9 protein-coding genes and 1 tRNA gene are annotated in these 12,756 nt (G+C 56.2%); all 10 read right to left on the minus strand.

Features of this window, described 5'->3' with window-relative positions; genetic code table 11:
* Nucleotides 1-66: 66 nt before the first annotated feature.
* Complete coding sequence (gene rpoC / locus GM655_RS21385; RefSeq protein WP_155436694.1) at nucleotides 67-4,299, minus strand: DNA-directed RNA polymerase subunit beta'; 4,233 nt, start codon at nucleotides 4,297-4,299, stop codon at nucleotides 67-69.
* An 87-nt stretch (nucleotides 4,300-4,386) separates the two neighbouring features.
* Nucleotides 4,387-8,493, minus strand: a complete 4,107-nt coding sequence (gene rpoB, locus GM655_RS21390) for a DNA-directed RNA polymerase subunit beta (RefSeq protein WP_155436695.1) — start codon at nucleotides 8,491-8,493, stop codon at nucleotides 4,387-4,389.
* 319 nt (nucleotides 8,494-8,812) lie between these two features.
* On the minus strand, nucleotides 8,813-9,190 hold the full coding sequence (gene rplL / locus GM655_RS21395; protein WP_155436696.1) for a 50S ribosomal protein L7/L12: 378 nt from the start codon (nucleotides 9,188-9,190) through the stop codon (nucleotides 8,813-8,815).
* Nucleotides 9,191-9,289: 99 nt separating this feature from the next.
* Nucleotides 9,290-9,817, minus strand: coding sequence for a 50S ribosomal protein L10 (rplJ, locus tag GM655_RS21400; RefSeq protein ID WP_371866922.1), 528 nt, complete (start codon nucleotides 9,815-9,817; stop codon nucleotides 9,290-9,292).
* Nucleotides 9,818-10,128: 311 nt separating this feature from the next.
* Nucleotides 10,129-10,824, minus strand: a complete 696-nt coding sequence (rplA, locus tag GM655_RS21405) for a 50S ribosomal protein L1 (protein ID WP_155436698.1) — start codon at nucleotides 10,822-10,824, stop codon at nucleotides 10,129-10,131.
* Between the two features lie 2 nt (nucleotides 10,825-10,826).
* Nucleotides 10,827-11,258, minus strand: coding sequence for a 50S ribosomal protein L11 (rplK, locus tag GM655_RS21410; RefSeq protein WP_155436699.1), 432 nt, complete (start codon nucleotides 11,256-11,258; stop codon nucleotides 10,827-10,829).
* A gap of 124 nt (nucleotides 11,259-11,382) precedes the next feature.
* A complete protein-coding gene (gene nusG, locus GM655_RS21415) occupies nucleotides 11,383-12,012 on the minus strand; it encodes a transcription termination/antitermination protein NusG (RefSeq protein WP_155436700.1) in 630 nt (209 codons plus the stop codon).
* Nucleotides 12,012-12,395, minus strand: coding sequence for a preprotein translocase subunit SecE (secE, locus tag GM655_RS21420; protein ID WP_155436701.1), 384 nt, complete (start codon nucleotides 12,393-12,395; stop codon nucleotides 12,012-12,014). The genes nusG and secE overlap by 1 nt, the downstream gene beginning before the upstream one ends.
* 36 nt (nucleotides 12,396-12,431) lie before the next feature.
* Nucleotides 12,432-12,507, minus strand: a tRNA-Trp gene (locus GM655_RS21425).
* A 64-nt stretch (nucleotides 12,508-12,571) separates the two neighbouring features.
* Nucleotides 12,572-12,756, minus strand: a 185-nt coding sequence (locus tag GM655_RS21430) for an EF-Tu C-terminal domain-related protein (RefSeq protein ID WP_503826595.1), incomplete at its 5' end; no start/stop codon positions are given.

Consider the following 12,756-nt stretch of genomic DNA (forward strand, 5'->3'; position numbering starts at 1 on the left):
CCCGACCTGACCCCAGGGTAAAAAAAAACGGCACCCGAGGGTGCCGTTTTCATTGAGTCGCGAGGATTACGCTTCGCCGTCTTGCGGGCTAACGACTTCGCTGACGTCAGCTTCGCTGCTCGCCATCGCAGCTTTCTCGGCGGCCAGCAGAGCTTGACGCTCTTCGACTTCCCACTGCTCTTTCTCTTTGCGAGCGCGGTGGAAGGCCAGACCGGTACCGCCAGGGATCAGACGACCCACGATGACGTTCTCTTTCAGACCACGCAGACCGTCGCGTTTGCCCATGATGGCAGCTTCGGTCAGCACGCGGGTGGTTTCCTGGAACGATGCGGCCGAGATGAAGGAGTCGGTCGACAGCGATGCTTTGGTAATACCCAGCAGTACGTTTTCGTAGGTTGCTGGCAGCTTGCCATCTTTGGTGACGCGATCATTCTCTTCCAGCAGTTCGGAACGCTCAACCTGCTCGCCGACGATGTAGTCGGTGTCGCCAGCATTAACGATCTGAACACGACGCAGCATCTGACGTACGATTACTTCGATGTGCTTGTCGTTAATCTTCACGCCCTGCAGACGGTACACGTCCTGCACTTCGTCCACGATGTAGCGGGCCAGCGCTTCGATACCCAGCAGACGCAGGATGTCTTGCGGATCGGCCGGGCCGTCCACGATCATCTCGCCCTTGTTCACCACCTGGCCGTCGTGCACCAGCACTTGCTTGTCCTTGGTAATCAGGAACTCGTGCTTGTTGCCGTCCATGTCGGTGATTTCCAGACGCTGCTTACCTTTGGTTTCTTTACCGAAGGCCACAGTACCCGTTACTTCCGCCAACATACCCGCATCTTTCGGCGAACGTGCTTCGAACAGTTCGGCTACGCGTGGCAGACCACCGGTAATGTCTCGGGTTTTCTGCGATTCGGTCGGGATACGTGCCAGCACTTCACCCACCGATACTTGCTGACCGTCTTTCACCATGATCAGCGCGCCCACCTGGAAGCCGATCGATACTGCGTGTTCGGTACCGGCGATCTTCACTTCGTGGCCATCGTCGTTCAGCAGTTTTACCTGCGGACGCATGGTTTTGGTCAGCGAACCGCGACGTTTGGCATCGATTACCACCAGCGTCGACAGACCGGTTACTTCGTCCACCTGACGGGCTACGGTGACGCCTTCTTCCACATTCTCGAAACGCACGGTACCGGCGTATTCGGTAATGATAGGACGGGTCAGCGGATCCCAGGTTGCCAGCGCGGTACCGGCTTTGATGACCATGCCGTCTTTGACGATCAGGGTCGCGCCGTATGGTACTTTGTGACGTTCACGTTCACGGCCGTGGTCGTCCGTGATCAGCACTTCGCCCGAACGCGAAATGACGATCTGGGCGCCTTTGCCGTTGGTGACGTAACGCATGGTCGAAGTGAAGCGGATGGTACCGTTCGACTTGGCTTCCACCGACGAGGCCACTGCTGCACGCGATGCCGCACCACCGATGTGGAAGGTACGCATGGTCAGCTGGGTACCAGGTTCACCGATCGACTGCGCTGCCACCACACCGACGGCTTCGCCAGCGTTGACCAGCAGACCGCGGCCCAGATCGCGACCGTAGCACTTGGCGCACAGGCCGTAGCGGGTGTCGCAAGTCAGCGGAGTACGCACTTTCACTTCGTCGATGCCCAGACGTTCGATCTCTTCGACCATGTCTTCGTCCAGCAGCGTGCCGGCTTCGTACAGGGTAGCCTGGGTTTCAGGGTTGATCACGTCGGTACCAGCCACGCGGCCCAGAATACGGTCGCGCAGTGCTTCGATCACTTCACCGCCTTCAACCAGTGCCTTCATCACGGTACCGTTGGAGGTGCCGCAATCGTCCTCGATCACCACCAGATCCTGGGTCACGTCGACCAGACGACGGGTCAGGTAACCGGAGTTCGCGGTTTTCAGCGCCGTATCGGCCAGACCTTTACGCGCACCGTGGGTCGAAATGAAGTACTGCAGAACGTTCAGACCTTCGCGGAAGTTCGCGGTAATCGGGGTTTCGATAATCGAACCGTCCGGTTTCGCCATCAGACCACGCATACCGGCCAGCTGACGGATCTGGGCTGCCGAACCACGGGCGCCCGAGTCGGCCATCATGTAAATCGCGTTGAACGATTCCTGCGTCGACTTGGTGCCGTCGCGCTTGATGACGTCTTCTACCTTCAGCTGGTCCATCATGGCCTTGCCGACTTCGTCGGAGGTCTTGCCCCAGATGTCCACTACCTTGTTGTAACGTTCGCCAGCGGTCACCAGACCCGAAGCGTACTGCTGCTCGATCTGTTTGACTTCCGACTCGGCGGTCGAAATCAGGGTGACTTTTTGTGGCGGTACCAGCATGTCGTCCACGCAGATCGAAATACCGGCGCGGGTTGCCAGACGGAAGCCCGACTGCATCAGCTGGTCAGCAAATACTACCGTCGCGCGCAGACCGCACTTACGGAAGGACGTGTTGATCAGTTTCGAAATTTCTTTCTTCTTCAGAGCGCGGTTCAGTACGCTGAACGGCAGGCCCTTAGGCAGAATTTCCGACAGGATGGCGCGACCCACCGTGGTTTCGTAACGGGTCACGGTACGCACGAATTCGCCGGTAGCCGGATCTTTCGGGTGTTCCACGATACGTACGGTAATACGGGTGGTCAGTTCTACCTGTTTGTTGTCGTAGGCACGGATGACTTCCGACACGTCAGGGAACAGCATACCTTCGTTTTTCGCATTGATCGCTTCGCGGGTCGCGTAGTACAGACCCAGCACGATATCCTGCGAAGGAACGATCGATGGTTCGCCGTTCGACGGGAACAGAATGTTGTTCGAAGCCAGCATCAGCGTGCGGGCTTCCATCTGTGCTTCGATCGACAGTGGTACGTGAACTGCCATCTGGTCACCGTCGAAGTCCGCATTGAATGCGGCGCAGACCAGTGGGTGCAGCTGGATGGCTTTACCTTCGATCAGCACAGGCTCGAAGGCCTGAATACCGAGACGGTGCAGCGTAGGTGCACGGTTCAGCATGATCGGATGTTCGCGGATCACGTCTTCCAGAATATCCCACACCACTGGCTCTTGGATCTCTACCAGTTTCTTGGCAGCCTTGATGGTCGTAGCCAGACCCATCAGTTCCAGTTTGTTGAAGATGAACGGTTTGAACAGCTCCAGGGCCATCAGCTTAGGCAGACCGCACTGGTGCAGTTTCAGCTGTGGACCCACCACGATCACGGAACGGCCCGAGTAGTCGACGCGCTTACCCAGCAAGTTCTGACGGAAGCGGCCGCCCTTACCTTTGATCATTTCAGCCAGCGATTTCAGCGGACGCTTGTTGGCGCCGGTCATGGCTTTACCACGACGGCCGTTATCCAGCAGCGAGTCCACTGCTTCTTGCAGCATACGCTTTTCGTTACGCGTGATGATCTCTGGAGCGCGCAGCTCCATCAAACGCTTGAGTCGATTATTACGGTTGATCACGCGGCGATACAGATCGTTCAGATCCGAGGTCGCGAAACGGCCGCCGTCCAGTGGTACCAGTGGGCGCAGTTCCGGTGGCAGCACCGGCAGCACTTCCATGATCATCCACTCAGGCTTGATGCCCGAACGCTGGAATGCTTCCAGCACTTTCAGACGCTTGGCGTATTTCTTGATCTTGGCTTCGGACTTCGATTCCTTCAGTTCCACGCGCAGGGTTTCGGCATCGCGGTGGATGTCGATCGAGCGCAGCAGTTCACGGATACCTTCCGCGCCCATGAAGGCGGTGAAGTCGTCGCCGTACTCTTCGTACTTGGCGGCGTAATCGTCTTCCGACATGATCTGGCACTTCTTCAGCGGAGTCATGCCTGGATCGGTCACAACATATGCTTCGAAGTACAGTACGCGTTCGATATCGCGCAGGGTCATGTCCAGCACCATACCGAGGCGCGATGGCAGCGACTTCAGGAACCAGATGTGGGCGGTAGGCGAAGCCAGTTCGATGTGGCCCATGCGCTCACGACGCACTTTGGCCAGCGTGACTTCGACGCCGCATTTTTCGCAGATCACACCGCGGTGTTTCAGACGCTTGTATTTACCGCACAGGCACTCGTAATCCTTGATCGGGCCAAAGATTTTGGCGCAGAACAGGCCGTCGCGCTCAGGCTTGAAGGTACGGTAGTTGATGGTTTCCGGCTTTTTAACTTCGCCGTAGGACCACGAACGGATTTTTTCAGGCGAAGCGAGACCGATTTTGATCGCGTCAAAGGTCTCGTTCGTCTGTACTTGCTTGAATAGATCGAGCAGGGCTTTCATGTATCACTCCAGGTAGTGATGAATTCTTTAAACTGTCCCGCCGGCGACAGGCCGGCGGGACACGCACTTGTGAACAGGGCTTGCGCCTTAGTTGCGTTCCAGGTCGATATCAATACCCAGGGAACGGATCTCTTTCACCAGCACGTTGAACGATTCCGGCATACCAGCGTCGATCACGTGGTCACCTTTGACCAGGTTTTCGTACACTTTGGTACGGCCGTTCACGTCATCGGACTTCACGGTCAGCATTTCTTGCAGCACGTACGAGGCACCATAAGCTTCCAGTGCCCACACCTCCATCTCACCGAAGCGCTGGCCACCGAACTGGGCTTTACCGCCCAGTGGCTGCTGCGTTACCAGCGAGTATGGACCGGTCGAACGGGCGTGCATCTTGTCATCGACCAGGTGGTGCAGTTTCAGCATGTGCATCACACCAACGGTCACCTTACGCTCGAACGCTTCACCGGTACGGCCGTCATACATGGTGACCTGATTCTTCGACGGGGTCATGCCCAGCTTGGTTGCGATCTCGTCAGGGTAAGCCAGGTCCAGCATGCGGCGGATTTCCGACTCATGCGCACCGTCGAACACCGGCGTCGCAAATGGCACACCTTTTTTCAGGTTGTTGGCCAGCTTCATGATCTCTTCGTCGTCGAACTGGTCCAGATCTTCCGGACGGCCATTCTCGTTGTAGACGGTGGACAGGAACTTGCGCATCTCTTCGACTTTGATCTGCTGTTGCAGCATCTCGCCGATACGGATACCCAGACCCTTAGCAGCCCAGCCCAGGTGGGTCTCGAGAATCTGACCCACGTTCATACGCGAAGGCACACCCAGCGGGTTCAGTACCACGTCGGCTGGCGTACCGTCGGCCATGTATGGCATGTCTTCCACTGGCACGATACGGGAAACCACACCCTTGTTACCGTGACGACCTGCCATCTTGTCGCCCGACTGCAGACGACGTTTCACAGCCAGATACACTTTCACCATCTTCTGCACGCCAGGTTGCAGTTCATCGCCCTGGGTGAGTTTCTTGCGCTTCTCTTCGAAGGCCAGATCGAACTGGTGACGCTTCTCGTTGATCGATTCCTTGATCGCTTCGAGCGCGGTGGCAGCGGTATCATCGGCTGGACGGATGTCGAACCAGTGATATTTGTCCAGATCATCCAGGTATTCCTTGGTGATCTTGGCGCCTTTGGCCAGCTTCTTCGGACCGCCGTTGACCACTTGGCCGATCAGCATTTTTTCCAGACGCTGGAAGGCATCGCCTTCCACAATACGCATCTGGTCGTTCAGGTCCAGACGGAAGCGTTTCAGTTCATCGTCGATGATCTGCTGGGCGCGTTTGTCGCGCACGATGCCTTCGCGGGTGAACACTTGCACGTCGATCACGGTACCGACCATGCCCGAAGGCACGCGCAGCGAGGTGTCTTTCACGTCCGAAGCTTTTTCACCGAAGATGGCGCGCAGCAGTTTTTCTTCCGGCGTCAGCTGGGTTTCACCTTTCGGCGTCACTTTACCGACCAGCGTGTCGCCAGCCTGTACTTCTGCACCGATGTAGACGATACCCGACTCGTCCAGACGAGCCAGCTGGTTTTCCGCCAGATTCGAGATATCGCGGGTAATTTCTTCCGCGCCCAGCTTGGTGTCACGGGCAACGACGGACAGCTCTTCGATGTGGATCGAAGTGTAGCGGTCGTCTTTCACCACGTTTTCCGAGATCAGGATCGAATCTTCGAAGTTCAGACCATTCCATGGCATGAAGGCCACGGTCATGTTCTGGCCCAGAGCCAGTTCGCCCAGGTCGGTCGATGCGCCGTCGGCGATCACGTCGCCACGGGCCACACGGTCACCGCGCTTGACGATAGGACGCTGGTTGATGTTGGTGTTCTGGTTGGAACGGGTGTACTTGATCAGGTTGTAGATGTCCACACCGACTTCGCCAGCTTGCGCTTCGTCGTCGTTAACACGGATCACCACACGGCCTGCATCGATGTAGTCCACGATACCGCCACGTACGGCTTGTACGGTGGTACCCGAGTCGACTGCCACAGTACGTTCGATACCGGTACCGACCAGCGCCTTTTCAGGACGCAAGCAAGGTACAGCCTGACGTTGCATGTTGGCGCCCATCAGTGCACGGTTCGCGTCATCGTGTTCGAGGAACGGAATCAGCGAAGCTGCCACGGAAACGATCTGGCCCGGTGCCACGTCCATGTACTGGATGCGCTCTGGCGATACCAGAATGGTTTCGCCGGCTTCACGTGCCGAGACCAGCTCGTCGCACAGGATGCCGTCATCGTTGATCGAGGCATTCGCCTGCGCGATGATGTAGCGGCCTTCTTCGATGGCCGACAGATAATCGATCTGGTCGGTAATCTTGGAGTCGATCACTTTACGGTACGGGGTTTCCAGGAAGCCGTATTCGTTCAGGCGGGCGTACAGTGCCAGCGAGTTGATCAGACCAATGTTCGGACCTTCAGGCGTTTCGATCGGGCACACACGGCCGTAGTGGGTCGGGTGCACGTCGCGCACCTCGAAGCCGGCGCGTTCGCGCGTCAGACCGCCAGGGCCCAGAGCGGAAACACGGCGCTTGTGGGTGATTTCCGACAGCGGGTTGGTCTGGTCCATGAACTGCGACAGCTGCGAGGAGCCGAAGAATTCGCGGATGGCAGCCGAGATCGGTTTCGAGTTGATCAGGTCGTGCGGCATCAGGTTGTCGGCTTCAGCCTGACCCAGACGCTCTTTCACGGCGCGCTCAACGCGTACCAGACCGGCGCGGAACTGGTTCTCGGCCAGTTCGCCCACGCAACGTACACGACGGTTACCCAGGTGATCGATATCGTCCACTTCGCCGCGGCCATTGCGCAGCTCAACGAGGATCTTGATCACGGCCAGCACGTCTTCGTTCGACAGCGTCATGGCGCCCGTCAGTTCATCACGGCCGATACGGCGGTTGAACTTCATGCGGCCCACGGCGGACAGGTCGTAACGGTCGGCGCTGTAGAACAGGCCGTTGAACAGGGCTTCGACGGAATCTTCCGTTGGCGGTTCGCCAGGACGCATCATGCGGTAGATCGCTACGCGCGCTGCCATCTGGTCAGCGGTGTCGTCGATACGCAGGGTTTGCGAGATGTAGGCGCCCTGATCCAGATCGTTGGTGTACAGGGTCTGGATTTCAGTGATGTTGGCTTCGCGCAGGCGAGCCAGTACGTCTTCGGTCAGCTCGTCATTGGCATTGGCCACCACTTCGCCGGTTTCCGGATCAACGATGTTTTTCGCCAGTACACGGCCCAGCAGGTAGTCTTCTGGTACCGAGATGAACTTGATGCCATTCGATTCGATGTCGCGCACGTGCTTGGCGTTGATACGCTTGTCTTTGAGGACCAGCGTTTTGCCTTCTTTGTTGACGATGTCGAAACGGGCTACTTCGCCACGCAGGCGCTCGGCGACGAATTCCATCTCTGCGCCTTCCGAACGCAGGTTGAAATTATCGAACACGAAGAAGTTAGCCAGAATCTGCTCGTGCGACATGCCGATCGCTTTCAGCAGTATCGTCACAGGCATCTTACGACGACGGTCGACGCGGAAGAACAGGATGTCTTTCGGATCGAACTCGAAGTCCAGCCACGAACCACGGTAAGGAATGATACGGGCCGAGAACAGCAGTTTGCCGGAGGAGTGGGTCTTGCCGCGGTCGTGTTCGAAGAACACACCAGGCGAGCGATGCAGCTGCGAAACGATGACGCGCTCAGTACCATTGATCACGAACGAACCGGTGCTGGTCATCAGGGGCAGTTCGCCCATGTAGACTTCCTGTTCCTTCATTTCTTTGACGACTGGCTTGGTCGGCGATTCCTTGTCCAGGATCACCAGACGTACCTTGGCGCGCAGCGGCGACGCGAACGTCAGACCACGCAGTTGGCATTCCTTGACGTCAAAGGCAGGATCGCCGAGAACGTACGACAGGAATTCGAGACGCGCAAAGCCATTGTGCGAAACGATAGGGAAAATCGAGGTAAAGGCCGACTGCAGGCCGTCGTTCTTGCGGGTCGACGGTGCTACGTCTTCTTGCAAGAAACTATGGTAGGACTCGAGCTGGGTAGCCAGCAGGAACGGAACGTGGTGAACGTTGGCGCGCTTCGCGAATGATTTGCGAATGCGTTTCTTCTCAGTAAATGAGTAGTGCATGGACACTCCGTGAGTGACAGAAAGGATAAAAAATTCAGGTTTTGCCTGTGTCACCAGTGCCGATAGCCCTAGTTCAACAAGGTGTTCGGCTGCATGTCACACAGACGAAACCTGAAACTTCTACCATTTCCAGCTGATTTCAATAAACTGCGTACCACTGTAGCGCGAAACCGACGCTACAAATACGACGAGGACGACAAAGGAGCCAAAGCCGGATATTCCCCCTTTCGGAAGGATATCCGCAACTTTGGCTCGGTGGGGCCAGTCAGTTTACCGGAGTATGATACTCCAGCGCCCTGCCGGCCGCCGTACAACTTGATTACTTCAGATCGGCCTTGGCGCCAGCTTCTTCCAGCTTTTTCTTAGCGGCTTCAGCGTCAGCTTTCGACAGAGCTTCTTTAACGGTCTTCGGTGCGCCGTCAACCAGATCTTTAGCTTCTTTCAGGCCCAGACCGGTGATTTCGCGAACTGCTTTAATTACGCCAACTTTGTTTGCGCCAACTTCGCTCAGAACCAGGTTGAACTCGGTTTGCTCTTCAGCAGCAGCGCCACCAGCAGCTGCGCCGCCAGCTGCAGGAGCTGCCATTGCTGCGGCCGAAACGCCGAATTTTTCTTCGAAAGCTTTAACCAGTTCGTTCAGGTCCATTACGGACATTTCGCTCACTGCGTTCAGGATGTCGTCTTTGCTAATTGCCATTTGAAACTCCAATAATTTTTTGATTCGTTAATACATCAGATAGCTACTTGAGAAAAAAACCCGGCAGCACTCATACTGAGGCTGCCAGCGCGTAATGAATTACGCTGCTGGGGCTTCTTCTGCTGCAACAGCAGGAGCGCCTTCGGATTTTTTCGCTGCCAGAGCAGCCAGACCACGTGCAAAGCCCGACACCGGAGCCAGCATAACGCCCAACAGCTGCGAAATGAGAACTTCACGGGAAGGAATGCTCGCCAGCGCGACAACAGCAGCTTTATCCAGCTGTTTGCCTGCGTAGTTACCAGCCGTGATAACCAGTTTGTCGTTGGTTTTAGCAAAGTCAGCGACGACTTTAGCTGCTGCAACGGCATCATCCGAGATCGAGTAGATCAGCGGACCGGTCATGCTATCGGCCAGAGCGGCGAATTGCGTGCCTTCAACGGAGCGACGTGCGAGGGTGTTTTTCAACACTCGCAGGTACACGCCTTGAGCGCGCGCTTTAGCACGAAGTTGCGTCAAGTGAGCAACCTGGATGCCACGATATTCGGCCACGACGATAGTTTGCGCAGTTGCTACTTTTGCGGAAACTTCGGCGACGACGGCCTTTTTGTCATTCAGATTGAGACCCACGGTCAACCTCCTTAAATGATGGCGGGAAATCCTGCCATCGGTTCGAACAACGGCGTCCGAGGTTTAGGAGTCCTATGGACTACGAAACTTGATCGGGTACACCATCTGCGCTGGGTGAAACTCAATTAACCGGATACCTACCTGATGCATCCAGCCCAGCGGTCTTTGATTGCCTGATGCTGCCCGGAAGCAGCACCAGCCCAAAGAACTGCCCCCTGCCGCACGACGGCGTCAAGAGGACTTAATTTTGTCTAACTAGTGGGTATCAGGGCGAACATGCTGCGCATGTCCCGCACTGACACCCAATTGTTTTAGGCTACCAGGCTAGCTTGGTCCAGACGTACGCCTGCGCCCATGGTGGACGACAGCGATACCTTGCGCAGGTATACACCTTTGCTCGATGCTGGTTTAGCTTTGTTCAGTGCGTCGATCAGAGCCAGCAGATTGCTCTTCAGGTCTGCGTCGCTGAACGATTTACGGCCGATGGTCGCGTGGATGATACCGGCTTTGTCGGTACGGTACTGTACCTGACCAGCTTTGGCGTTCTTCACAGCGGTTGCCACGTCAGGGGTCACGGTGCCAACTTTCGGGTTAGGCATCAGACCACGTGGGCCCAGGATCTGACCCAGGGTACCAACGATACGCATGGTGTCTGGCGAAGCGATAACGATATCGAAAGGCATGTCGCCGGCTTTGACGCGCTCAGCCAGATCTTCCATACCAACAACGTCAGCGCCAGCAGCTTTAGCTTGCTCAGCTTTGTCGCCCGAAGCGAACACAGCAACGCGAACGGTTTTGCCGGTGCCAGCTGGCAGCACGACGGAACCACGCACTACCTGGTCCGATTTCTTAGGATCAACACCCAGTTGTACCGACACGTCGATCGATTCGTTGAACTTGGCGGTAGCCAGTTCTTTGATCAGAGCAACGCCGTTGTCGAACGAGTACGATTTGGTGCCATCAACTTTGGCTTTGATAGCTTGAGCGCGTTTGGACAGTTTTGCCATGATTACAGACCTTCCACCGTGATGCCCATCGAACGAGCCGAGCCAGCGATGGTGCGTACAGCAGCATCCATGTCAGCAGCGGTCAGATCTGGGGTTTTCAATTTAGCGATTTCTTCCGCTTGAGCGCGGGTCAGCTTACCGACTTTGTCGGTATGTGGCTTGGCCGAACCTTTGGTAACGCCCGAATGCTTCTTGATCAGGAAGGTTGCTGGTGGGGTCTTCATCACGAAGGTGAAGGACTTGTCAGCGAACGCGGTGATCACGACAGGAATCGGCATGCCTGGTTCCATACCTTGGGTCTGCGCATTGAAAGCTTTGCAGAATTCCATGATGTTCAGACCGCGCTGACCCAGTGCTGGACCAATCGGTGGGGATGGGTTTGCTTTACCAGCTGGCACTTGCAGCTTGATAAAACCAATGATTTTCTTTGCCATGATGGCTCCTATGCTTTGGAATGAGTAGTAGCGCCCCACCATGCGCATTCTGCAGGGCGGGGCTCCTCTTTTGCCAGATTTGTCAGGTTTTTACACCGTCGCCCGTTCTGGCGAACGGTGCTGCTTATACTTTTTCTACCTGACCGAATTCCAGTTCGACTGGAGTGGCGCGACCGAAAATGGTAACCGAGACACGCACTTTCGATTTCTCGTAGTTGACTTCCTCGACGGCGCCGTTGAAGTCGGTGAACGGGCCATCCTTGATGCGGACATCTTCGCCCACCTGGAACAGCACTTTCGGCCGTGGCTTCTCGACGCCATCCTGCACTTGCTGCATGATCTTGTCGATTTCGCGCGCCGGAATCGGCGTCGGCTTGTTCGATTTACCACCAATGAAGCCAGTCACTTTGCTGGTGTTTTTCACCAAGTGCCAGGTTTCGTCGGTCATTTCCATCTCTACCAGCACATAGCCAGGGTAGAAACGGCGTTCGGTGACATACTTTTGGCCGTTGCGGACTTCGACCACTTCTTCGGTCGGTACCAGAATCTGGCCAAACTGGTCCTGCATGCCGGCGCGTTCTACACGCTCAGCCAGCGCACGCTGGACGCTTTTTTCCATGCCGGAATACGCATGTACAACATACCAGCGCTTGTTGCTTACTGGCGTGCTGATTCGCGCTGCGCCAGCTTCTTGCGCCGAAGCGTCGCCGTTGCCGGAGACGCCCATTGCTTCATCTTGCACATTTTCGCTCATTATTTTCGTATACCCAGAATGACGTCGTACAACAGGAATTCGAGAGTCTTATCCGTGCCCCACAGGAACAACGCCATGACCAGCACGAACACGAACACGATGCCGGTGATCTGGGTCGCTTCGCGACGGCTAGGCCACACAACTTTTTTCGTTTCGCGAACGGATTCTTTAGCGAAATTCAGGAATTCACGGCCAGTCGTCGAGGTCCACAAGATCACAGCCGCAATAGCCAAACCAGCTACAAGCACACCTGCGCGTGCCAGAGCTGGTTTGTCTGCCAGGTAGTAAAACCCGACTACACCTGCGATTGCAGCGACTATCGCCAGTGCAACCTTGATCTTGTCATTCGACGTGCTAACAGTCTGCACGGATTGATTTGACATGTAATTTTACTTTCGGTGCCCTGCACCAGAATTCGGTGGCAGGGACGGAGGGCATCGAACCCCCAACCTTCGGTTTTGGAGACCGACGCTCTGCCAATTGAGCTACGTCCCTACGTAAAACTTTAAAGGATATCGATTATACCACCGGATCGAGTCCGGTGGTAGTCGGCCTATCCTTAGCCGATGATCTTGGCAACCACGCCGGCGCCAACGGTACGGCCACCTTCGCGGATTGCGAAGCGCAGACCTTCTTCCATAGCGATCGGGTTGATCAGCTTAACGGTGATCGACACGTTGTCGCCTGGCATAACCATTTCTTTATCGGCTGGCAGCTCGATCGAACCGGTTACGTCGGTGGTAC

The organism is Pseudoduganella danionis (genome assembly GCF_009720775.1).
GTDB classification, from domain to species: domain Bacteria; phylum Pseudomonadota; class Gammaproteobacteria; order Burkholderiales; family Burkholderiaceae_D; genus Rugamonas; species Rugamonas danionis.

What these genes read in the sequence shown, in the direction of transcription:
- nusG (WP_155436700.1), bottom strand. Translation starts at nt 12,012, where the DNA reads ATGAGCGAAAATGTGCAAGATGAAGCAATGGGCGTCTCCGGCAACGGC.
- rplL (WP_155436696.1), bottom strand. Translation starts at nt 9,190, where the DNA reads ATGGCAATTAGCAAAGACGACATCCTGAACGCAGTGAGCGAAATGTCC.
- rpoC (WP_155436694.1), bottom strand. Translation starts at nt 4,299, where the DNA reads ATGAAAGCCCTGCTCGATCTATTCAAGCAAGTACAGACGAACGAGACC.
- rpoB (WP_155436695.1), bottom strand. Translation starts at nt 8,493, where the DNA reads ATGCACTACTCATTTACTGAGAAGAAACGCATTCGCAAATCATTCGCG.
- rplA (WP_155436698.1), bottom strand. Translation starts at nt 10,824, where the DNA reads ATGGCAAAACTGTCCAAACGCGCTCAAGCTATCAAAGCCAAAGTTGAT.
- rplK (WP_155436699.1), bottom strand. Translation starts at nt 11,258, where the DNA reads ATGGCAAAGAAAATCATTGGTTTTATCAAGCTGCAAGTGCCAGCTGGT.
- secE (WP_155436701.1), bottom strand. Translation starts at nt 12,395, where the DNA reads ATGTCAAATCAATCCGTGCAGACTGTTAGCACGTCGAATGACAAGATC.